At 37.3% G+C, this 23,180-nt stretch carries 22 protein-coding genes; all 22 read right to left on the bottom strand.

The genetic code is table 11. The features are described from left to right. Positions 1–94: 94 nt before the first annotated feature. Positions 95–349 carry an HPr family phosphocarrier protein gene (locus tag ABDZ84_RS20990; protein ID WP_026681656.1) on the bottom strand — a complete coding sequence of 85 codons (255 nt, stop codon included), beginning with the start codon at positions 347–349 and terminating at the stop codon, positions 95–97. Positions 350–512: 163 nt separating this feature from the next. After that, on the bottom strand, positions 513–1,457 hold the full coding sequence (whiA, locus tag ABDZ84_RS20985; protein ID WP_026681657.1) for a DNA-binding protein WhiA: 945 nt from the start codon (positions 1,455–1,457) through the stop codon (positions 513–515). A gap of 29 nt (positions 1,458–1,486) precedes the next feature. Continuing rightward, entirely contained in the window at positions 1,487–2,452 is a 966-nt protein-coding gene (locus ABDZ84_RS20980) for a gluconeogenesis factor YvcK family protein (RefSeq protein ID WP_026681658.1), read from the bottom strand. 2 nt (positions 2,453–2,454) lie between these two features. Next, positions 2,455–3,339, bottom strand: coding sequence for an RNase adapter RapZ (gene rapZ / locus ABDZ84_RS20975; RefSeq protein WP_026681659.1), 885 nt, complete (start codon positions 3,337–3,339; stop codon positions 2,455–2,457). Between the two features lie 25 nt (positions 3,340–3,364). Then, positions 3,365–3,829 carry an NUDIX domain-containing protein gene (locus ABDZ84_RS20970; protein WP_026681660.1) on the bottom strand — a complete coding sequence of 155 codons (465 nt, stop codon included), beginning with the start codon at positions 3,827–3,829 and terminating at the stop codon, positions 3,365–3,367. A 455-nt stretch (positions 3,830–4,284) separates the two neighbouring features. Next, on the bottom strand, positions 4,285–5,238 hold the full coding sequence (gene trxB, locus ABDZ84_RS20965) for a thioredoxin-disulfide reductase (protein WP_026681661.1): 954 nt from the start codon (positions 5,236–5,238) through the stop codon (positions 4,285–4,287). A gap of 79 nt (positions 5,239–5,317) precedes the next feature. Continuing rightward, on the bottom strand, positions 5,318–6,331 hold the full coding sequence (locus ABDZ84_RS20960) for a tetratricopeptide repeat protein (protein ID WP_026681662.1): 1,014 nt from the start codon (positions 6,329–6,331) through the stop codon (positions 5,318–5,320). A gap of 143 nt (positions 6,332–6,474) precedes the next feature. Further along, on the bottom strand, positions 6,475–8,142 hold the full coding sequence (locus tag ABDZ84_RS20955) for a glycerol-3-phosphate dehydrogenase/oxidase (RefSeq protein ID WP_026681663.1): 1,668 nt from the start codon (positions 8,140–8,142) through the stop codon (positions 6,475–6,477). Between the two features lie 223 nt (positions 8,143–8,365). After that, positions 8,366–9,856 carry a glycerol kinase GlpK gene (gene glpK / locus ABDZ84_RS20950; protein ID WP_026681664.1) on the bottom strand — a complete coding sequence of 497 codons (1,491 nt, stop codon included), beginning with the start codon at positions 9,854–9,856 and terminating at the stop codon, positions 8,366–8,368. A gap of 46 nt (positions 9,857–9,902) precedes the next feature. Next, entirely contained in the window at positions 9,903–10,697 is a 795-nt protein-coding gene (locus tag ABDZ84_RS20945; RefSeq protein WP_026681665.1) for an MIP/aquaporin family protein, read from the bottom strand. Between the two features lie 185 nt (positions 10,698–10,882). Beyond that, positions 10,883–11,431, bottom strand: a complete 549-nt coding sequence (locus ABDZ84_RS20940; protein WP_026681666.1) for a glycerol-3-phosphate responsive antiterminator — start codon at positions 11,429–11,431, stop codon at positions 10,883–10,885. A gap of 9 nt (positions 11,432–11,440) precedes the next feature. Continuing rightward, complete coding sequence (locus ABDZ84_RS20935) at positions 11,441–11,962, bottom strand: acyltransferase (protein WP_026681667.1); 522 nt, start codon at positions 11,960–11,962, stop codon at positions 11,441–11,443. Between the two features lie 3 nt (positions 11,963–11,965). Further along, on the bottom strand, positions 11,966–12,601 hold the full coding sequence (ppaX, locus tag ABDZ84_RS20930) for a pyrophosphatase PpaX (RefSeq protein ID WP_026681668.1): 636 nt from the start codon (positions 12,599–12,601) through the stop codon (positions 11,966–11,968). Next, on the bottom strand, positions 12,576–13,538 hold the full coding sequence (locus ABDZ84_RS20925) for a nucleoside recognition domain-containing protein (protein WP_026681669.1): 963 nt from the start codon (positions 13,536–13,538) through the stop codon (positions 12,576–12,578). Before ABDZ84_RS20925 ends, ppaX begins: the two co-directional genes overlap by 26 nt. A gap of 92 nt (positions 13,539–13,630) precedes the next feature. Beyond that, on the bottom strand, positions 13,631–14,506 hold the full coding sequence (gene lgt, locus ABDZ84_RS20920) for a prolipoprotein diacylglyceryl transferase (RefSeq protein WP_026681670.1): 876 nt from the start codon (positions 14,504–14,506) through the stop codon (positions 13,631–13,633). 12 nt (positions 14,507–14,518) lie between these two features. Further along, entirely contained in the window at positions 14,519–15,445 is a 927-nt protein-coding gene (gene hprK, locus ABDZ84_RS20915; protein ID WP_026681671.1) for an HPr(Ser) kinase/phosphatase, read from the bottom strand. Positions 15,446–15,931: 486 nt separating this feature from the next. Then, the gene (locus ABDZ84_RS20910) at positions 15,932–16,288 is read right to left on the bottom strand and encodes a phage holin family protein (RefSeq protein WP_281950149.1); all 357 of its coding nucleotides are present in this window, start codon (positions 16,286–16,288) and stop codon (positions 15,932–15,934) included. After that, complete coding sequence (locus ABDZ84_RS20905; RefSeq protein WP_026681673.1) at positions 16,288–16,482, bottom strand: PspC domain-containing protein; 195 nt, start codon at positions 16,480–16,482, stop codon at positions 16,288–16,290. The genes ABDZ84_RS20910 and ABDZ84_RS20905 overlap by 1 nt, the downstream gene beginning before the upstream one ends. Positions 16,483–16,535: 53 nt before the next feature. After that, positions 16,536–17,201, bottom strand: coding sequence for a bacillithiol biosynthesis deacetylase BshB2 (gene bshB2, locus ABDZ84_RS20900; protein WP_121605936.1), 666 nt, complete (start codon positions 17,199–17,201; stop codon positions 16,536–16,538). A 30-nt stretch (positions 17,202–17,231) separates the two neighbouring features. Further along, the gene (locus ABDZ84_RS20895) at positions 17,232–17,585 is read right to left on the bottom strand and encodes a YojF family protein (RefSeq protein WP_166530203.1); all 354 of its coding nucleotides are present in this window, start codon (positions 17,583–17,585) and stop codon (positions 17,232–17,234) included. Between the two features lie 418 nt (positions 17,586–18,003). Next, complete coding sequence (gene uvrA, locus ABDZ84_RS20890; RefSeq protein ID WP_121605666.1) at positions 18,004–20,880, bottom strand: excinuclease ABC subunit UvrA; 2,877 nt, start codon at positions 20,878–20,880, stop codon at positions 18,004–18,006. A gap of 5 nt (positions 20,881–20,885) precedes the next feature. Continuing rightward, positions 20,886–22,868 carry an excinuclease ABC subunit UvrB gene (uvrB, locus tag ABDZ84_RS20885; protein WP_166530202.1) on the bottom strand — a complete coding sequence of 661 codons (1,983 nt, stop codon included), beginning with the start codon at positions 22,866–22,868 and terminating at the stop codon, positions 20,886–20,888. Positions 22,869–23,180 lie beyond the last annotated feature (312 nt).

Here is a 23,180-nt window from a genome sequence, read left to right as displayed (position 1 = left end):
TAACTAAAAAAAGATATGAATCCCATAATAAAATGGAAATCATATCTTTTTTGGACTTTTTCAGTGGCCTACACAAAAAGAAAGGGATTTTTTATTACTTTTTGGCAACAAAGGAAGTAAGTTGTGACAATGCTGCTTCTTCATCTGCTCCTTCTGCGATCAACGTAATCTGTTCTCCAGTAGTTATCGCTAAGCTCATCAAGCCCATGATACTCTTTGCATTCACTTTTTTACCATTTTTCTCAAGAAATATATGAGATGTATATCGGTTAGCCTCCTGTACAAATTCTGCTGCAGGTCTCGCTTGTAAGCCAGTTGTCAGTTCCACCTTAATTGACCTCTCAACCAAATACCTCATCCTCCCTTTAAATGAAAACGCTATCAAATATTACATAAATAGAACGAAATATGGTGATTCAGTGGAATTTCCCACTGAATCACGAAGGGCTACATTAAACTACAAGATTTTAAATTATCCGTATTATATCATGAATGGTAATCAAATTAAACAATTACTGTAAAACTTCACCTTTTTTAATTTTTTCAGCAAAAGCATCGATTTTTTTCAAGCGATGGTTTACACCTGATTTTGATATTTTACCACTTGTAACTAATTCACCAAGCTCCTTTAGGGAGACATCCTGATGCTTTACACGTAAAACTGCGATTTCCCTGAGTTTTTCCGGTAACTGATCTAAACCAACTGTACGTTCAATTAGGTTAATGTTTTCTATTTGACGAAATGCTGCACCAATCGTTTTATTTAAATTAGCCGTTTCACAATTAACAAGTCGATTAACAGAGTTTCTCATATCACGCACAATTCGTACATCCTCAAACTTAAATAAAGCATTATGTGCACCGATAATGCTAAGAAATTCCGTAATCTTTTCTGCTTCTTTCATATATACGATATATCCATTTTTCCTTTCCAGCTTACGAGCATGTAAATCAAACGCATTAAGTAAATCACAAAGTGCATCATTATGCTCCTGATAAAAGTTAAATACTTCCAAATGATAGGAAGATGTCTCCGGATTATTAATGGAGCCACCTGCAAGAAACGCTCCACGTAAATAGGCACGCTTGCAACAAGATTTTTTTACGTATCTCTCGGATATATTCCTTGTAAAGGTATAGGGCTCTTGCAATATATTTAAATCCTTTAATAAAGAACGCACATCTTCCTTTAGCCGAACAATATAAACATTATTTTTCTTTAATTTCATTTTTTTGCGTACTAATAACTCTACAGGTAGAGCATATGTTGACTTAATTAATGTATAAATTCTTCTCGCAATAGCTGCGTTCTCCGTCTGTACGTCTAAGGTGTATTCTTGCTTGGATAGGGATATCGCTCCATTCATACGGATGAGTGCAGCCAATTCTGCATGCATACAGCAATCATCTATATCGATGGCTGTTAATTCCTTTTTTATCTCAGAAGCAAAAGACAATCATATCCCCCCTTTACTTGTATTCTTAGCTATCCATTATTTTTTAAAATAGAATATAATAATGATGCAACTTTATGATTATCATGTCGTAATGTAGATTGAGTTGGATCAATTATATCCCCTTCAATAATTCTTAAGCCCATTTCTAATAAACGATCTGTATCATAAATAACCGGAGCTGCATTTTCCTCCGCATACATATCACGAACCGTCTGCTCTATTGGTTCATTATGCACCACAATTGCATCAACACTCTTTTCACCAATATGATCTCGTATTGCCTGAACATGGTCTGCTGCTGTATAACCTGTTGTTTCTCCAGCCTGTGTCATAACGTTACAAACATAAACTACCTGACCTGTTGTATGACGGATAGCTTCATCAATTTGTGGCATAATGATTGTCGGCATTATACTTGTGTATAAGCTACCAGGAGCAATAACAATTAGATCTGCCTTTTTTAAGGCACGGACTGCATTTGGTAGTGGTTGAACAGGTTGTGGGCTTAAAAACACACGCTCAATTCTTTTCTTTGATAATGGAATATTTGATTCACCTGAAATAATAGTGCCATCCTCCATCTCCGCATGTAATGACATGTTATCATTGGAAATAGGGTAAATCTTCCCTTTGACATTTAAAACACGTGAGATCTCACGAATTCCCATATTAAAATTACCTGTAATTGATGTCATTGCAGCAAGTAGCAAATTTCCCATGGAATGGCCGGATAATCCATTACCAACACTAAAGCGATGCTGGAATAACTCGATGAGCATTGGTTCTGCATCTGATAGTGCAGCAATTACATTACGAATATCACCAGGAGCTGGAATTGCCATTTCATTTCGTAATCTACCTGTACTGCCGCCATCATCAGCTACCGTCACAAGTGCCGTTAATTGAATAGGCAGATCTTTTAAGCCACGTAGTAAAACTGGCATTCCTGTTCCGCCCCCAACAACTACAACACGCGGCAGGGTTTCTTCACTCATAATTAATATCCCTTTCTTTTATCGATGTCACGATGGCTGACATGAGTAATATATTGAGAAGATAGCTCTTTGGCAAAGTACTCTGAAAGTGCAACAGAGCGATGCTGTCCCCCCGTACATCCAATTGCAACTACTAATTGTGATTTACCTTCTTTTTTATATTGAGGGAGCATAAATTGTAAAAGATCTAATACTTTAGCATTAAATTTCTGTGTATCTGTCCATTTAAATACATAGGAAGCAACATCTGCATTAAGCCCCGTTAAGGGCTGTAAATTTGCGACATAGTGAGGATTAGGTAAAAAGCGGACGTCAAACACCAGATCTGCATCAATTGGCAGACCATATTTGAAGCCGAACGAGACCATATGAACAGAAAATACTTCTTGCCTTTCCTCTGAATATTTTTGAACAATCTTTTCTCGTAGATCCTTAGGCTTTAAGTTTGTCGTATCGATTATTCGCTGAGCTCTTCCTCTTAATTCATCAAGAATTTCTCTTTCCTGCCTAATACCATTTAGCGGAAGACCACCAACATCTAAGGGATGAGAACGCCTCGTTTCTTTATACCTACTTACTAATTTTTCGTCCTTTGCATCCAAAAATAAGATATGTTCTTCAAGCCAATCTTCTTTAGCCAATACGTCTAGTGCCTCAAATAACGTATCAAAAAACTCCCTAGCTCGTAAGTCCATAACTAGAGCTACTTTTTGTATGTTGTTCGTAGAATCCTTCATTAGCTCAATAAATTTCGGTAGTAATGTAGGAGGTAAGTTATCTACGCAATAGTATCCTAAGTCTTCAAAGCTTTGAACAGCTACTGTTTTCCCAGCTCCAGACATCCCTGTAATGATAACCAACTTTGTTTCTTGTTCTCCATTTCTCATTTTGTATCTCCCCTTTACCTAAATCCTACTGCTCTATAGGATCAATCCGAAAATTAATTAGTTCGTCTTTAGCTGTATATGAAAAGGCCCCCGACACGACTTGCTCATTAGCAAGCAGATATTTATAAATCATTTGATCCCCTTCTGCCATCGGTAAATCTAAAACTTGATTTACGGGGACCCATTCTAATTCACCTTCTCGACAATATGCCGTAAGTTCACCACTGTACTTGCGGCATATAAACGTATACATCATCCATTCCTTTATAAGTGTTTGTCCTTCCATAATAGAAAATGTGAAAACACCTGCTAATTTTGGATTTTTGAGCACTAATGCTGTTTCTTCTCTATATTCTCGAATAACAGATTCCTGGATCGTTTCTCCTTGTTCCTTTTTTCCTCCAGGAATAGCATACCAGCCATGCCTTGGCTTTTTTAGTACTAATATATGGTTATTATCTATTACTATGCAATTCGTTACCTGTTGCATTACAAATCACCCCGTATGAAGAGGAACAACTAAATTCCATTTCTTTTATTATACTAGTTTACGAATTAAACTTCCATACGACTGATTTATGAGACTATATGTATACAATATAATGGGGATTTCGACAAAAAAAGAGCACAGGTTTTCACACCTGTGCCAAAAACTAATCTATCTATTAAAAGGGGGTCAATTAGTTACTTCTAATTATAACCCATGATTATTTCGAACATATTACAACAGGATTAAGAACCAATTACTATTGGTAAATTTTTCTTTATAAAGTAAAGCTTTATCCATGGTGAAATTTCGTCGTCCCCACCGATGTTTCATCATGAACACGATCAGTTCAACTTTTCCATTGAAAGAGAGCACAAAGGTAGGTTCTATTGTAATTCTCCAGTTAGACTTTTACCGGTGTGATCGCTCATTTATTCTCTATAGTACCCTCTTAATAGCTAGGAATTTGTGGTTTTTAGTTCTTCTTGTAGATCTTCCACATACTTAATCGCTGCTTCAGCTGCAATACTTCCATCTCCAGTAGCAGTCACAATTTGACGTAATGTCTTATCACGAATATCTCCTGCAGCAAAGATACCAGGAATCGTCGTTTCCATATTTTCGTTTGTTGGTATATAGCCTTCATCATTTGTAATTCCTAACGATTTAAATGGTTCACTTAAAGGGACCATTCCAATATATACAAACACTCCATCAATAGAATGCTCGTATGTTTCTCCCGTTTTATTGTTTTTCAAAGTTGCACTTCCAACTTTTCCGCCATCTTCATTAATTTTTTCCACAACAGTGTCCCAAATGAAGTCAATCTTTTCATTATCAAAAGCGCGATCTTGTAGAATACGTTGGGCACGTAAAGCGTCACGACGATGCACAACTGTCACCTTATCAGCGAATCGTGTTAAATAAATTCCTTCTTCTACAGCCGAATCGCCTCCTCCAATAACAATCAAATTTTTCTCTTTAAAGAATGCACCATCACAAACCGCACAATAGGAAACACCACGACCACTCAATTCTTCTTCACCTGGAATTCCCAGCTTTTTGTATTGTGCTCCAGTAGTAATGATTAGTGCTCTCGTGTTGTATTCTTTATTTCCTGCTACGATTGTTTTATAGTCTCCATGATCGATAACTTCTTTAATATCACCATACGCATACTCTGCACCGAATTTTTTTGCATGCTCAAACATCTTATTAGAAAGATCCGGTCCTAAAATATGATCATAACCTGGATAATTTTCAACATCCTCGGTATTTGCCATTTGGCCACCGGGAATTCCTCTCTCGATCATTAATGTCTCCAAATTAGCTCGAGAAGCATAGACCGCTGCAGTCATCCCAGCTGGACCAGCCCCTGCAATAATAACATCATACATATGATTTTCGGACATCGATATCGCCCCTTTTTCACTATAATAATTCAGCCATACTAAGCTTAATAAAATCAACGTGTTTCGTCTATTATTATGCTCAATTCCTACTACTTTGTTCCCAAGGCGCCTCCTCCTTGGTTAATTTGGGGTGTTTTTTTATGCCTTCTTGCCAAATAACAGTTGCTTTCTCTTGTTCACCAATATAATATGCAGACTTGGTATACCAACGGAAGTAAGAGGGATGTCCTTTTACTTTCGCTTTGACAAGTGACGAAAAACGAGGATACGCTGCTTCGTGCTCACCTGTTCTTGATAAAGTAACAGCGATTCGCAGTTTTTGTTGTTCATGAATTGGATATACATTTAGTAATGTCTGAATATGCAAATCATATTCTTCTTGTGCTCCAATTTGATAATAAAATAAAGCTAAATTTGTATGGCTATACAATGAATTAGGATCTTCCTTCAACATAGTTAATTCCATCTCAATAGCTTCTTCTGGATGTCCAGAGAAAAATAATGCCTGAGTATAATCATGTTTTGTCATTTTATGTTCCGGAAACAAAGTCATCATTTCTTCTAATACCGGAATAGCTTTATCCCATTCCATATTTTCCATATGATAGAATACGGTTTCTTGGTAAATAAGTAGTTCATCCTCATCTTCCAATTCCCAGTCATCGATATCTTCATCATCTTCAATATTGATCAGCTCTAATAACCTAAAGGCTTCTTCACTAAAATCACCCTCAGGTTCTTTTTCTAAATACAAATCAGCATATTTTTTGGCGTCGTTTAATAACCCTAAATGTGCATAATTATTTGCTAGTAAATAGTAGCAATCAACATATTCAGATGATTGTAATACGTTGGTTAACAATTGGTTTGCAGCATGATAAGAACCTATTTCAGTATATATAATTGATAGCTGACATTGGTACAATGCATCAGATGGTTTTTTCTCAACAGCCTTTTTTAACCATTTAACAGCTATATCAAATTTTCTTTTTTGAAATGCTTCTACACCTTTTGTGAAATAAAAATCACCTTCAGGAATAAAAGGGAGAACGTTGTTTTGTTTTCCATTTATATTATTTGTAACGTGTTGCATGTATATCCCCCTAGTTTGTTAACATACGAACAAAGTATACCATAATTACTAGGTGATTTATATAGCGTGATAAGAAAATAGCCCCACGACGTAAAAAAACAGAGCATAGCTTTTTTGCAATGCTCCGCTTTATATTTATTACCTTATTCTGCTACAGGGTGAACAGCATCATATAGCAGCTGCTGTAGTTCCTCTGTAAACATTTCTTTTTGATCATCTGTCCAATTTAACGTTCGTGCCATGTAGTCAATCACTTTTTCCTGATGTGATTTTACCCACTCTATTTCAAAGAAGAGCGCACCTGTACGTCTAATAAAGAAGTCAACTGGTTTATAAGCAGCTTCATATTCCATCGCATAAAGTAATTGAGCGAAAACGACTGGATCAATTTCTGCTTGTTTCGCTTCCTCCTGCTTCGTTTGATATAACTCAAAAATAACATCAAAATTAGCACCATACTTCTTAATTAAATAAATAGCAGTTGCTTCATCTAAGCCTTCTGCTACAGCTTCTGCGGTTTTTCTCTCTAAATACTTTTTGAAGCCTTTAGAACCGCCAACTTCTCCTCCTGCGATTGGTAAATGTACTGTATCTGATTTCGAATACATGATACCTTCTTCTTCTTGAAGCTGTTTTGTTACTGTATTAACAGCTTGTTCTGCCATTTTTCGATATCCAGTTAATTTACCTCCAGCCATGGATATTAAACCAGAATCAGAAACAAAAATTTCATCTTTCCGTGAAATCTCACTTGGATTATCTGTCCCCTCTTCTGCAATCAACGGACGTAAACCAGCCCAACTTGATTCGACATGATCCGCTGTAATGTTTAAGGAAGGGAACATATAATGAATCGCATCAATTAGATAGTCACGATCCTCGACTGTCATTTTGGGATTAGCGATGTCTCCTTTATAACTAGTATCCGTTGTGCCTACATAGGTGATGTTTTCTCTAGGAATAGCGAAAATCATCCGTCCATCAGGTGTATCAAAATAAATCGCTTGCTGTAAAGGGAAGACTTCTTTCGGGAACACCAAATGAATCCCTTTTGTTAAGTGTAATGCTTTGCCTTTTTTCGATCCATCTTTTTCTCTTAAATTATCGACCCACGGTCCACCTGCATTAATAATTTTTTTAGCAAAAATGCGATACTGTTCTCCACTGATCTGATCTTCTACGACAACACCTTTTACGCGGTTTTTATCATTGTAAATAAATTCAACCACTTTAGTATAGTTTGCCGCAAGTACTCCTTTTTGCACGGCTTTTTTTAATACTTCAATGGTAAGTCGCGCATCATCTGTTTTGTATTCAACATAATAACCCGCGCCTCTTAAATTTTCCTTCTTAACAAGAGGCTCCTTCTCTAGCGCTACTTCTGGGTTAAACATCTTCCGGCGTTCCCCTTTTTTAACTCCTGCTAGAAAGTCATAGACGCGTAATCCAATATTAGTAGTAAATGGACCAAATGTGCCACCTTTATGGAATGGTAGCATCATCCATTCAGGTGTGGTTACGTGTGGACCATTTTCATAAACGATGGCCCTTTCCTTTCCAACTTCTGCAACCATCTTTACTTCAAATTGTTTTAAGTAACGTAGTCCACCATGTACTAATTTCGTTGATCTACTGGAGGTTCCAGCTGCAAAGTCCTGCATTTCTACTAGCCCTGTTGTTAATCCTCTAGTTACAGCATCTAAAGCAATACCTGATCCTGTAATTCCACCACCAATAACTAGTAAATCTAACTCTGTATTTTCCATCTTTGTTAATCGCTGATTGCGTTCGTGACTAGAAAAATTACTCACTATTATTCACTCCCCATTTCTAGTAATGTCTATACATATCAATACCCATATTTCTGGATAGTCATGTATACGCAGACGGAAAAAATTCCTAATACATAAAAAATAAAGCCACAAAACAAACTAATGCAATTCTTACATTAGTTGCTTGCGGCTTCTCCAATTCTCCGTCCACACTATTAACTTACTTATAGTATAGCATAATTCATTTATTTCGTATAGTACTTTACTTAAAAGCTTGTGCTGCTTTTATTGCTTGTTTCCATCCCGTATATAATTTGGTTCTTTCTTCTTTTATGATTGTAGGATTAAAGGTTCGATTTACTTTCCATTGCTGAGCAATCTCTTCCTTGCTTTCCCAAAAGCCAACAGCAAGACCCGCTAAATAAGCAGCTCCCAATGCCGTCGTCTCATTAACCACTGGACGTTCTACAGCAACATCAAGCATATCGCTTTGAAATTGCATTAAAAAATTGTTTTGGACAACTCCACCATCAACTCGGAATTTTTTCACTTTCATACCAGCTTCCTGTTCCATAACATCGACAACATCTTTTGTTTGATACGCTAATGCTTCTAAAGTAGCTCGTACAAAGTGTTCTTTTGTAGCTCCTCTCGTTAAGCCAAATATAGAACCTTTGACATCACTATCCCAATATGGCGTTCCCAATCCAACAAATGCAGGGACTACGTATACACCTTCTGTAGAAGAAACAGCGTGAGCAAGTGATTCAGTATCTGACAAGTTTTCGATTAATTCTAAGCCATCTCGCAGCCATTGGATTGCTGATCCCGCAACAAAGATACTTCCTTCTAATGCATACTCTACCTTACCGTCGACTCCCCAAGCAAGTGTAGTAAGGAGACCATGTTTTGATTGCATTCCTTGTTCTCCTGTATTCATTAGCATAAAACATCCTGTACCATATGTGTTCTTTGCCATTCCTTTTTCAAAACAAGCCTGTCCGAACAAGGCCGCCTGCTGATCTCCTGCAATTCCAGCAATTGGAACCTCATGTCCAAAAAAGTGATAATCCACCGTAGTACCATACACCTCTGAAGACTGCCTTACCTCTGGCAGCATGGATTTCGGTACTCCTAAAATTTCTAATAATTCTTCATCCCATTTAAGATCATAAATATTATACATGAGGGTTCGAGATGCATTAGAATAGTCCGTAATATGGCGTTTCCCACCAGTTAATTTATAGACTAGCCATGTATCAATCGTACCAAATAAAAGATCTCCATTATTTGCTTTTTCTCTTGCACCATCGACATGATCTAATATCCATTTCACTTTTGTCCCTGCAAAATAAGGATCAATTAATAAACCTGTTTTTGCCCGAAAGACATCATTATAACCTTCATTTTTAAGCTGATCGCAAATATCCTTAGTTTGTCTAGATTGCCAAACAATCGCCTTATAAATAGGTTTGCCAGTGTTTTTATCCCATACAACTGTTGTTTCTCTTTGATTTGTTATACCTATACCAGCTAAATCAGATGGCTCTAAATCTGCCTTACGAAGTGCATCAGAGATACAAGCAAGTATAGAAGTCCATATTTCATTGGCATCATGCTCTACCCAGCCTGGTTTTGAAAAATATTGTTCAAATTCCTTTTGTCCCGTTGCAACAATCTCACCAGCATGATTAAAAATAATTGCACGTGAACTGGTTGTCCCCTGATCAAGTGCTAATATATATCTTTCCAATTTCTATTCCTCCCCAAAAAACCGTCATACGTTTATTTAGTAATTATTAAGCCTTTTTTAGTTCATTACCTAATGCAGTAATAAACAATAGTAAAACACCAGCAGTAAAAACCCAAAATACTATTGTAGCATGAGATTTAAAAATTGCCTCATAAAAAAGTCCACCATAAATACCACCAATTGCCGGGCCAGCTACCGGAATCCAAGCATAGCTCCAATTAGAGTATCCTTTCCCAGGAATTGGCAAAATCCAATGAGCCACTCTTGGGCCTAGATCTCTAGCTGGATTAATCGCATATCCTGTCGTTCCACCAAGAGACATACCAATAGCAATAATGAGCAACCCTACAATTAGTGGATTCAATCCTTCTGTAAATGTATTCGCACCAATAAACAATAAACCCATTACTAGTATAAACGTACCTATAATTTCACTAATTAAATTTGCTAGCGTATTAGGAATAGCAGGTCCGGTAGAAAACACACCTAGCTTTGTAGCTTGATCTTTCGTTTCTTTCCAATGTGGTAAATAATGAAAAAAAACGATAATCGCACCAATAAAGCCACCTAGCATTTGTGCTGAAATATATAACGGAACCTGCGCCCAAGGAAATTTACCAATTGCAGCAAAACCTAGTGTAACAGCTGGGTTAATATGGGCTCCAGTAATATTACCTACTGCGTAAACACCCATGGTAACGCCAAGACCCCAAGCTATGGAGACTAGAACCCAACCTGATCCTTCAGATAATGTGTGCTTCAGATTGACCCCAGCTACTACTCCCCCGCCGAAAATAATTAGAATCATGGTACCAATTAACTCTCCAAAAAATGCAGACATACTAAAATACCTCCATTAAAAAAGTTGATATTTTGGTATTCCACAATTCCAGAAAGTTATTAATAGATTCTTTAAGCGTACATTTTCACAAAGATAAAAAACTAGGCACTCGTCAATCTACATTAACGATTACCTAGCCAATTTTAAACTATATCTATTATATCAGCGAACAACCATGAAATAAATTACATCATCTTCCAAAGATCTGTATTTGATGTTGAAACAGCAACAGCACCAGCTTGTAAAGCAGCTTTAACTTCTTCCTCGTTGGTAATTAATCCTCCAGCGATTACTGGCAATTCCGTTTTGGCATGGATCTGATGCACCATTGATGGAATAAGTCCAGGCAATACCTCGATACAATCTGGTTGTACTCGATTAATTACTTTTATATTTTGCTCTAGGGCTAAGCTATCTAATAAAAACACACGTTGGATTGCTAACAATTGATGCTTTTTCGCCATACTAATAACATTTGCTCGAGTTGATAAGATACCGTCTGGCTTTATTTCTCTTAACAAAAACTCCATACCATAATCATCCGACTTTAATCCTTGAATAAGATCGAAGTGTACCAATATATTTTTTTTTGCGCGCTTAGAATAGTCCACTAAACTTTTTATCTGCGCCAATCTAGTTTCTAGAATAACTATGGATTCATGAGGGGTATCCAAAGCCTTATCAAAATCTTTCATTTTTCGGATCGCAGGTAAAATACCAGTTGGTATGTTCAATTCAATCACCTACTCTAGCTTCAATTTTTCTTCCCTTTCTTTAACTTGATCTTTTGTATACTTCACTTGCATCGGGTTTCCACCAACAAAAGATCCAGCTGGTACATCCTTATGTACCAACGTGCCAGCAGAGACAATCGCATGATCACCAATCGTTACACCTGGTAATATCGTTGAATTCGCTCCAATCATTACTTCATCACCAATCGTTACCGTTCCAATACGATATTCCTTTATTAAATATTCATGTGCCAAAATGGTTGTATTATAGCCAATAACACTATTTTTTCCCACTTTAATTTTTTCTGGAAACATAATATCCGGCATTACCATCAAAGCGAATGCTGTATACTCTCCAACTTCCATCCGTAAAAGCTTGCGATACAACCAATTTTTCATTGGCAAAATAGGTGTATACCTTGCTATCTGAATCACAATAAAATTTTTCATTACCTTCCAAAAAGGTACTGTATTATAAATTTGCCATAATGCATTCATATTCTGCACAGGGTAACGCTTTGTTTTTCGCATTGGCTACACTCCAGTAATTTGCAGTAAATCACGTATATCATCTAGCATATATGTCGGTTTATATTCCAGTAAACGTTGTTTACCTTTAAAGGTCCAAGCAACACCTGCTGTTTGTACCCCAGCATTTTTCCCCGCTTCAATGTCATGATAATTATCACCAACCATCAATGTCCTCTTGGGATCGGCTTGCAATGCTTCCATTGCTTTTAACACAGGTTCTTCATGCGGTTTTGGATGCGTCACATCATCTATAGTAATAACTGTTTCAAAATAGTTATCCAGCCCTGTTAATGAAAGCCCCTTATTTACCCCTTTTCTCATCTTTGTTGTCACAATCGCCATTTCAATCCCATTCTCCTGTAGCTTTTTTACAGTATCAACTACATGCGGAAACGGTTTTACATAATTATCATGTTCTTTTAAATTATGCTCACGATAGGTTTCAACCATACTATCTGCTCGTCTTGCATTAATCTTGGTAAATGTATCAACCAACGGAGGTCCATTAAATTCTATAATTTCCTCACGCGAATATTCTAAATGATAAGCATTAAATGTATGAATAAATGACGCAATAATTAATTCATTTGTATCGATTAGTGTCCCATCTAAATCAAAAAGTATTGTACGAATGCTCATTAGTGGTTTCCTTCCTTCTTTTGTTCTTATCTATGCTGTTCCAAATGAATGAAATTGCCATTGTTAATAAAATTGCTGTAATGAGTCGAATAACTAGTAGTGGCCATACTGGGATTCCCAATGGGATAAATACGACCGTATCCTCAACTACTGCGTGACAGGAAACAAGAAAGATGAGTGCTAGAATCATATCTTTTTTTTCAACGCCATCCTCTTTCACAGCCTGAATCATCACACCAGCACCATATGCTAAACCTATTGTCAGCCCAGCTACCATGGTCATTGAGGTATTCTCTTTCATTCCAAGAACCCTTGTAAACGGAGCAAATTTAGTAGACAGATAATTCAACCATCCTTTTTCACGTAAAAATTGCATAACTATCATGAGTGGTATCACAATCATAGCTAGCTGAGCAATGGCCACAATAGCTGTTTGCAGACCATGTAGAATAATCTCTCCCCAACCTGTTAATTCAGGATTTGCCGAAGAAATGAATCCATATGCTGCTTGTTCCGCCCCGCCATTCCAAAGGAAGTTAATGATAATCGCAGCGAAAAGCGCCAACCCTATTCTAATTCCTGAGATCAACCACCAATTAACACCTACCCTAGAGGCAACGGCAGATTCAATAAATAAATTATGGGAAAATGATAACATCATCGCCATAATAAATACTTCTTTAACCGTAAAATCAAATGAAACAATCGCTGCTATACCCGCATAAAGATTCAGCGCATTTCCTAAAACAAGTGGTACAGCAGCTTCCCCAGACAACCCTAACCATCCCATTAGAGGAGTAAGTTGCTTTATAATCCATGGTAAAACGGGCGTGAATTGTAAAATCGTAACGATTAACGTAACAGGAAAAATAACTTTTCCTAATGTCCATGATGTATTTAATCCCTGCTGCATTCCTCGAAGTAAAATCCCTTTCATTCCATATTCCCTCTTTCATATGAAACTTTAATTCCTTAAAATAGTATACATTTAGCTACGATTCTAACGCCTCTTTATAACTAGATGTTATTTTATTTCTTCTTCTTATTTTTTTTCTTTTGATACGTGTTTTTTACCACTTTCCCCTTATGTTCCACCTCATTATACCGGGTATTAATCGTTTTTCGGCGATAAATGATTAATAGTAACGCTACAACAATAATGACAATTGAGATAACCTGTGCCTGACGTAGTGATCCCAAGACATAAAGACTATCTGTCCGCATTCCTTCTATGAAATAGCGTCCAATCGAGTACGTAATGGCATAGCTTAAGAATAATTCTCCACGAATAGGGTTAAATTTACGCAATATAAGTAGAAATACAAACACAAGAATATTCCAGAACGACTCATATAAGAACGTCGGATGGTACATAACCCCATCTATACACATCTGGTTCATAATAAAATCAGGCAAGTATTGATGAAAGCTATTATATGTTGATTCTGCTATCTCTCCGCCATGTGCTTCCTGATTCATAAAGTTTCCCCAGCGGCCGATTGCTTGCCCTAGAATTATACTCGGTGCGGCAATATCTGCTAATTGCCAAAATGATACTTGTTTAACACGTGCATAGATAATGGCAGTTAGTACAGAACCTATGAGAGCACCATGGATTGCGATACCGCCTTCCCAAATAGCAAAGACATCACTCCATGGACCACCTGCATAACGATCCCATTCAAAAATAACGTAATATATTCGTGCTGAAATAATAGCAATAGGGATGGCAAAGACAACTAAATCAACCATGATATCCTTTTTCATACCTAAGCGGTCAGCCTCTCGAGTAGCTAAAAATAAGCCTAGAAAGGCTCCTGCTGCTATAATCACGCCATACCAATATATCGGTAATGATCCTATATGTAAAAATACACGGTCAAGTGCTGGTGCATTACAACTCATCTTATTTTCCTCCTAGCTATTTTCTTGATCAATCATATTTGTTAACCGCTCCGAAAACTCTTCTGCCGCATTAACACCCATACGTTTTAAACGAAAGTTCATAGCCGCCACCTCAATAATGACAGCCAAATTTCTTCCTGGACGTACTGGTATGGTTGCCTTTGGTAATTCAACCTCCATTATCTTCATTTTATCTTCATCAAGACCTAAACGATCGTATTGTTTCTTTTGATCCCAAATTTCTAAATTAATGATTAATGAAATCTTTTTATAGCTTCTAACAGATCCCGCTCCAAATAATGTCATTACATTAATTATTCCAAGGCCTCTAATCTCTAATAAGTGCTCTATTAAAGGTGGAGCGTTACCGATAAGACTGTCATAATCCTCTTGACGTATTTCTACACTATCATCGGCTACTAAGCGATGCCCTCTCTTCACTAGTTCTAGTGCTGTTTCACTTTTACCTACTCCACTTTGACCAGTAATCAGCACACCAACTCCATAAATATCTACCAACACCCCATGAATTGCAGTAAACGGGGCAAATTTCGCTTCTAAATAATTTGTTAGCCTACTAATCACTCGTGTCGTTTTTCGCGGTGAATGCAAGATAGGCACACCTGATTCATTAGCAGCATCGATCATCACTTGTGGTATGTCCATATTTCTTGTTACCACTATTCCTGGAGTAACATCTGTACAGAGTTGGCCAACTCGTTCGACTTTTTCTTGATCTGTTAAATCTAAGAAATACGCCATTTCCGTCCTGCCGATTAACTGTAGTCTTTCTTTTGGATAGTATTTAAAGTACCCTGTCATTTCTATTCCAGGTCGTGAGATATCACTTGTAGTAATCTCTCTATGTAGTCCGTCCTCACCTGCGACAAGGGTCAGATTGAAATTCTCTAATAAATCCTTCGTCCGAACGGTTGACATGTATTTATCCTCCTTATTGTTGCCATTCAAAACATAGACTCCATGTTATTTAGTTGGATACTTTCCTTCTAAAGAATATCTCAATAAACAATATGGACACGTATTCAACAAGATATCGGCTTTCCACGCGCCATAAAATCCTGTGAGACACCGTTCTCCTTATCTGCCTCTGTCTATCGCACTTAAAATTTATTCTAACAAGAAGATCAAAATTTTCAGCTGGCAAATCACTCGTAATTCGTTTTACGTGAGATAAGAATATTTATCTAAACGGCTTGGACATATATATTAAATTAAGTTTCGTTGAGAAATGCTCCTTACCTAATACATGAAATAATGTCGGATAACCTTTAGGCAAAAGTTTTCTTCATTGTAGCATATTCTTTATAAGATTTGCTATCGCCTAACTCCTATGGCAATCAGATTGAACACTACGAACAATTTTACACATGAAAAATCGCAGGCTATCTATCACCTGCGATCCTGTTATCTAATTGAGTCTTTTACTACACTATTCAAAAGTAAATTAATGATAGATAGTATGATAGCAGCTAAAACCGCTGTACCAAATCCGTTGATAACAAAAGAAGCATCCATTAATGCCTGTGTAATCATTAATGTTACAGCATTAATAATAAATAGAAATAATCCTAACGAGAGAATGGTTATCGGCAAAGTAAATAATATGAGTATCGGCTTAACAATTACGTTTAAAACAGCTAATATCAAACTTGCAAGCAATGCCGTACCAAATCCGTCCAAGTGAAAGGAATCAAATAATTGTGCGACAGCAATCAGGGCAACTGCATTTAAAATGATAGACACAATCCAGCGTAGCATAATTAATAGTTCTCCCTTTCAGTAGGAATAATTAAGGCAGCCGCTAAATATACAAACGCAAAACTAAATAGACTAAAAATCAAACATACAACAAATACAAGTCTTAGAATCGTTGCATCTATATTAAAATAATCAGATAGTCCACCAAAAACACCAGCTACCATACGTTTCGTATTGGAACGATATAGCTTTTTCATGGGATTACCTCCTTTTGATTATCATCGTATTCCATTCGCTATCCAATCATTCATCATACTGAAAACTGCCAAGTAAAAAATTCCTCTGTACCAAACCGTTCCTTCGCTTCTTGTAGTACTTCCTCACCAAGTTCCTTATAATTTTTCAGCGGACCAATAATGCCTCCAGCTTGAGAGTCATGACAAAGAATGGCATCCATTTTTTTCTCAAAATAGGCGGAAACATCATTAATAACATCTGGTTCTCCGAGTTCCTTTTTAAATCCACGTGCAAATGCCTGCGCCCATACAGTTGGTCGCTCATCCATCAGTTCAACAGCTTTAATTGCCGCTGCCCCAAGTGCGTTATGGTCTGGGTGAACAGCATAATTAGGATAATGTGTAATAACTAAACTTGGCTTTATCTCTTCTAATATGCCTTTTAAATGCTGTGCAATTTCCATTTGATCTTCAAATTCAATGGTCTTATCACGATAACCTAGCATTTTTAGGTCCATATCAAGAACCTTACATGCGTTTTTAAGCTCTTGCTTTCGAATTAATGGTAATGTCTCTCTATTTGCGAAAGTGGGTGATCCCATATTTCGGCCCATCTGCCCTAAGGTCCCACATAAATATGTTACAGGTATTCCTTGACTTCGAAAATGTGAAATTGATCCTGCAGCACCAAATGATTCATCATCTGGATGCGGTAATATAACAACAACATGTTTTTCCAAGTTGATCACCTATCCCCTTCTTTTATCTTTTTAATTATTAAACGGTGTTTCACTAATCTGAAGCGCAACCATTAATCTACCTTCCCGATCATGACCAGCTAGTAATAATTTTGATCCTTCATGAATTACCCAGTCTGTTAATCCTTCTGCATAAATCCAGCCGATCTCGGTCTTTAAGCCGACTCGATACGCATTGCCATCACCAACGATCTTCGCTTGATTAAATGTAACCTGCGCATTCCGCACATAAGCCCCAACATTATATGCTTTATCATCAAAATGGCTAGCGTACGCTCCATTTGTAGTTTCCACATGTATGTAGACCTGTTTATTTGTAAAATCGTCTAAGCATTGTTGTACACTCTCTACTTCAATTGGTTTCATTATCAGTTTCCTCCCAATCAACTTCTTCTTTTAGCTTATCGAAACAACCGCATGGCGTCAAAAAATTAAACCGACTCTAATGCTTCATTTCATATAAAAGCCCGAATTTTATCTCAAATCTTTCAGATAACATTCGGGTTACTTTTTTGAAGATAGGTAGTTCCTTCATCGCTCTCAAAATGCTTCGCTTTCCAGGCACCGCCCATAGCCTCTCAGAAAGCACAAAGAGCTTTCTGAGAGGTCTTCGGACCGTGCTGTTCCCGCAGGACAAGGATGACTTCGCCAACGATACATCGTATGCAGAAAAGCACTCTTCCTTTTACGCATGTTGACCACGCTAAAGTCTGCTTCATTTTATTATTATAATGAATCGTTCATTCGTTAATATGCAATTAAGTTCTGCCACAGCCTCTTCCAACTATTTTGTAGCTACTTTTTCCTTTACTTCTATCGCATTGTCCATCCGCTTCATGTCACGTTCTAATACTGGCTTTAAGTATTTTCCAGTATAGGATGCTTCTGCTTCTGCGATTTGTTCTGGGGTACCTGTTGCAATGATCTGTCCACCGCGATCTCCACCCTCAGGTCCAAGATCAATGATATGATCAGCAGATTTAATAACGTCAAGGTTGTGTTCAATGATTAAAACACTATCACCATTATCGACAAGTCGTTGCAAAACACTTAATAAGCGATTAATATCATCAACATGCAAACCAGTTGTTGGTTCATCTAAAATATAAAACGATTTACCATTTGATCTACGATGCAATTCACTTGCTAACTTCACACGTTGAGCTTCTCCACCTGATAAGGTCGTTGCCGGTTGCCCAAGTCTTACATAGCCAAGCCCAACATCATAAATGGTTTGTAGCTTGCGTTTTATTTTAGGGATATTTGCAAAAAATTCTAAGGCCTCCTCGATTGTTAAACCAAGCACCTCTGAGATATTTTTTCCTTTATATTTTACTTCCAATGTTTCTCTGTTATAGCGACTACCTTTACATACTTCACATGGAACGTAAACATCCGGAAGAAAATGCATCTCAATCTTTATAATCCCATCTCCACGGCAAGCTTCACAGCGCCCACCCTTTACATTAAAACTAAACCTTCCTTTTTTATAGCCACGTACCTTTGCTTCATTCGTTTGAGCATATACATCACGGATATCATCAAACACACCTGTATACGTAGCAGGGTTGGATCGTGGTGTACGACCGATAGGTGATTGATCGATATCAATTACTTTATCTATATATTCCATTCCTTTTACTTTCTTATGCTTACCTGGTTTATGCTTTCCACTATACAGTTCTTTTGCTAGCGACTTATAGATAATTTCATTTACTAACGTACTTTTCCCAGATCCGGAAACTCCGGTCACAACCGTCATTAACCCGATTGGAATTTTCGTAGAAACTTTCTTCAAATTATTTTCCTCTGCCCCTACTACTTCGATAACACGCTTATCTTTCTTCCTTCTTTTTACTGGTAGCGGGATAAACTTATGACCCGCTAGATATTGACCTGTTAGTGATTGCTTATTTTTCATGACATTTTCCGGCCTATCGCTAGCAACAATTTGCCCTCCATGTTCACCTGCTCCTGGGCCAATATCAATAAGCCAATCCGCTGCTAGCATAGTATCTTCATCATGTTCAACAACGATGAGTGTATTATCTAAGTCACGCATCCGCTTTAAAGTATCAATTAAGCGGTCATTATCACGTTGGTGTAGACCTATCGAAGGTTCATCTAATACGTAGAGCACACCTGTTAGAGCTGAACCAATTTGTGTAGCTAGTCTAATACGCTGTGCTTCTCCTCCTGAAAGTGTTCCGGCAGAACGAGATAGTGTTAAATAATCAAGTCCAACATTATTTAAAAATTCTAATCGATTATCTATTTCTTTTAAAATCATGCTAGCAATCTGTTTTTCTTTTTCCGATAGATCTAATGTATCGAAAAATTTCTTTGCCTCCATAATAGAGAATTCTGTAACTTTACTGATATGCAACCCATTAACCAACACAGCTAATGCGCTTTCCTTTAACCGATAACCTTTACACTTCGGACATTTCTTCTGCGCCATATATTTTTCTAAAGTTTCACGTATATAGTCAGAGGATGTTTCTCGATAGCGCCTACTAACATTGTTTAATACGCCCTCGAAGACAATATGACTATCGCGCACACTGCCAAAATCATTTACATAGTGGAAATGAATCTTTTCCTTCCCGCTACCATAAAGAATTTTATCCATTTTATCTTTGGGGATATCGTTCACAGGCTTATCCATATCAATCTCAAAGTGTTCACAGACACTCTTTAAAAGCTGTGGATAATATTGTGAACTAATTGGCTCCCACGGCGCAATTGCGTGTTCGTTTAATGACTTTTCCCAGTCAGGAATAACTAAATCCATATCTACTTCCAATTTTGTCCCTAAGCCATCACAGGTAGAACAGGCTCCAAAAGGGCTATTGAAAGAAAATAATCTCGGCTCTAATTCATCGATGGAAAAACCACAAATAGGACATGCATGGTTTTCACTGAAGGTCAATTCTTTATCACCAATGATATCAACAATAAGCTTACCTTCCCCTAAAGAGAGGGCCGTTTCTATTGAATCACTTAAACGTCCTTCTATACCAGCTTTTACCACAACTCGATCAACAACTACTTCGATCGAATGCTTCTTGTTTTTTTCTAATTTAATCTCTTCCGTAACTTCACGCATTTCTTTGTCAACACGAATGCGAACATATCCTTCCTGCTTCAACCTTTCAAATACCTTAACGTGTTCACCCTTCCTTCCAGATACGACAGGTGCAAGTAGTTGCATTTTCGTCCGTTCTGGATATTCCATAATTCGATCTACCATTTGTTGGACCGTTTGTGAAGATATTTCAACGCCATGCTTAGGACAAGTAGGATGACCAATACGTGCATATAATAACCGTAAATAGTCATATATTTCTGTTACTGTACCAACTGTAGACCTCGGATTTTTACTTGTAGTTTTTTGATCAATGGATATAGCGGGTGACAATCCGTCAATTGCATCAACATCAGGCTTATCCATTTGTCCAAGAAATTGTCTTGCGTAGGCAGAAAGAGATTCTACATATCGTCGTTGACCTTCTGCATAGATCGTATCAAAAGCTAAAGAGGACTTACCAGAACCAGATAATCCTGTCAAAACAACCAATTTATTTTTGGGAATTTCTACATCCACATTTTTCAAATTATGTGCTCTGGCACCCTGAATTTTAATTGATTTACTTGGCATTAATTTCACCTTCCTGCTTTAAGTTCAAGTATAATATCACGAAGTTCAGCTGCTTTTTCGAAATCCAGTGCTTTCGCAGCGTCCTTCATTTCTTTTTCCATCTGCTCAATGACTTGCTCTTTATCCTCTGATGCTAACTTGCTAATACTTTTCGCTTTTCCATCATATTTAGGTTGGTCCTCTGCAACAACCGTGGCACGAATTACTTCTCGGACATCCTTCTTAATGGTCTTAGGTATAATATTATGCTCTTTATTATATGCCATCTGTTTTTCACGTCTGCGATTTGTTTCATCTATGGCAATTTGCATCGATTTCGTTATTTTATCGGCATACATAATAACCATGCCATTTTCATTACGTGCAGCCCGTCCCATCGTTTGAATTAATGATCGTTCCGAACGTAAGAACCCTTCCTTATCTGCATCTAAAATAGTGACTAAGGATACTTCCGGTATATCAAGACCCTCACGTAATAAGTTTATACCGACAAGAACATCATATTTCCCAACTCTTAAATCTCTAATTACTTCAATTCGTTCCAACGTTTTGATTTCCGAATGTAGATAAGCAACCTTGATTCCCAGTTCCTTCAAATAATCTGTAAGATCCTCCGACATTTTTTTCGTCAACGTTGTTACGAGGACACGCTCATTTTTACTTGTTCGTTTATTGATTTCTCCAATTAAATCATCAATCTGACCATCTATCGGTCGAACATCTACTTTTGGATCTAATAATCCAGTCGGCCTAATGATCTGTTCTGTCATATCAGGTGAATGTTCCTCTTCATAAGGTCCTGGGGTAGCAGATACATAGACCAACTGATTAGTAGCTTTCTCAAATTCTGTAAACTTTAATGGGCGGTTATCCAACGCTGAAGGTAAACGAAATCCATGATCAACCAGTACTTGTTTTCTGGCTTGGTCTCCGTTGTACATTCCTCTAATCTGCGGCAATGTAACATGTGATTCATCAACTACTACTAGAAAGTCATCGGGAAAGAAATCAAGCAACGTATACGGAGTTGCTCCGCTTTCTCGAAGCGTTAGATGTCTAGAATAATTCTCAATTCCAGAGCAAAATCCCATTTCATTCATCATTTCCAAATCATATCGAGTACGTTGCTCTAATCGCTGTGCTTCTAAGAGCTTATCCTGCTCTCGTAATTCCTCTAAACGTTCTGCTAACTCCTGTTCGATATTTTTGATCGCAAGCTTCATTTTTTCTTCTCTTGTTACGAAGTGAGAAGCCGGAAATATAGCAATATGCTCTCGATCACCGATAATTTCTCCAGTCAATGCATCAACTTCCCGAATCCGGTCAATTTCATCTCCAAAGAATTCAACACGAATACAGTGCTCTTCCTTCGATGCAGGTATGACCTCGACAGAATCGCCGCGCACTCGAAATGTACCACGCTGAAAATTTATATCATTCCTTGCATATTGAATGTCAACAAGTTCACGTAGCAGCTGATCACGATCTTTTTCCATTCCTACTCGAATGGAAAGCACCTGACTCTCATATTCTTCTGGAGAACCTAAACCATAAATACATGAAACACTAGCAACGATTAAAACATCATTTCGTTCAAAAAGAGCAGATGTCGCTGAGTGTCGAAGCTTATCAATTTCATCATTAATACTTGCATCTTTTTCAATAAATGTATCTGTAGAAGGAACATAAGCTTCTGGTTGATAATAATCATAATAGCTAACAAAATATTCAACTGCATTATTTGGAAAGAACTCTTTAAATTCACTATATAGTTGTCCAGCTAACGTTTTATTATGTGCAATTACTAATGTGGGACGATTAATTTCTTGTACTACATTTGACACGGTAAATGTTTTCCCCGTACCTGTCGCCCCCAATAATGTTTGATGACGTTGGCCAGCCTTCACTCTCTCAACAATCTCCTTAATTGCTTTAGGCTGATCACCACGTGGTTCGTACTTTGATACAAGATCAAACGTATTTTTCACTAGAACTTCCTCCGATCATCTATGACTACAATTATTTTATCACATTTGCTAGACATTTTAACACAAAAACGAACAAATATTCGACTTTTTTGTTTTTCCATTTGTTTCTAGCATACCCTTATTTGCCAATTTAGAACCAAGTTGGATAAGATTAAATCAATTGCCATCTTGCTGCTATGTTTTCGTAATAGAGATACTTCTTCCTCCTCATGGTAAAATTTTATAAATTCCAAGACTATTAAAAAAACTGAGCAAAATTCGCTCAGTCCTTATCACTACATGCTCAGATTTACGCTTCCTCTAGTAGCTATT

This window comes from Virgibacillus salarius (assembly GCF_039521925.1).
GTDB classification, from domain to species: Bacteria; Bacillota; Bacilli; order Bacillales; family Amphibacillaceae; genus Virgibacillus; species Virgibacillus salarius.
This window is presented reverse-complemented; position numbering and strand designations above follow the sequence as displayed.

Excerpts from the sequence above, each read along its gene's own strand:
- ABDZ84_RS20980 (WP_026681658.1), bottom strand. The coding sequence starts at position 2,452 with ATGAGTGAAGAAACCCTGCCGCGTGTTGTAGTTGTTGGGGGCGGAACA.
- rapZ (WP_026681659.1), bottom strand. The coding sequence starts at position 3,339 with ATGAGAAATGGAGAACAAGAAACAAAGTTGGTTATCATTACAGGGATG.
- ABDZ84_RS20970 (WP_026681660.1), bottom strand. The coding sequence starts at position 3,829 with ATGCAACAGGTAACGAATTGCATAGTAATAGATAATAACCATATATTA.
- trxB (WP_026681661.1), bottom strand. The coding sequence starts at position 5,238 with ATGTCCGAAAATCATATGTATGATGTTATTATTGCAGGGGCTGGTCCA.
- ABDZ84_RS20960 (WP_026681662.1), bottom strand. The coding sequence starts at position 6,331 with ATGCAACACGTTACAAATAATATAAATGGAAAACAAAACAACGTTCTC.
- ABDZ84_RS20945 (WP_026681665.1), bottom strand. The coding sequence starts at position 10,697 with ATGTCTGCATTTTTTGGAGAGTTAATTGGTACCATGATTCTAATTATT.
- ABDZ84_RS20935 (WP_026681667.1), bottom strand. The coding sequence starts at position 11,962 with ATGCGAAAAACAAAGCGTTACCCTGTGCAGAATATGAATGCATTATGG.
- ppaX (WP_026681668.1), bottom strand. The coding sequence starts at position 12,601 with ATGAGCATTCGTACAATACTTTTTGATTTAGATGGGACACTAATCGAT.
- ABDZ84_RS20925 (WP_026681669.1), bottom strand. The coding sequence starts at position 13,538 with ATGAAAGGGATTTTACTTCGAGGAATGCAGCAGGGATTAAATACATCA.
- lgt (WP_026681670.1), bottom strand. The coding sequence starts at position 14,506 with ATGAGTTGTAATGCACCAGCACTTGACCGTGTATTTTTACATATAGGA.
- hprK (WP_026681671.1), bottom strand. The coding sequence starts at position 15,445 with ATGTCAACCGTTCGGACGAAGGATTTATTAGAGAATTTCAATCTGACC.
- ABDZ84_RS20905 (WP_026681673.1), bottom strand. The coding sequence starts at position 16,482 with ATGAAAAAGCTATATCGTTCCAATACGAAACGTATGGTAGCTGGTGTT.
- ABDZ84_RS20895 (WP_166530203.1), bottom strand. The coding sequence starts at position 17,585 with ATGAAACCAATTGAAGTAGAGAGTGTACAACAATGCTTAGACGATTTT.
- uvrA (WP_121605666.1), bottom strand. The coding sequence starts at position 20,880 with ATGCCAAGTAAATCAATTAAAATTCAGGGTGCCAGAGCACATAATTTG.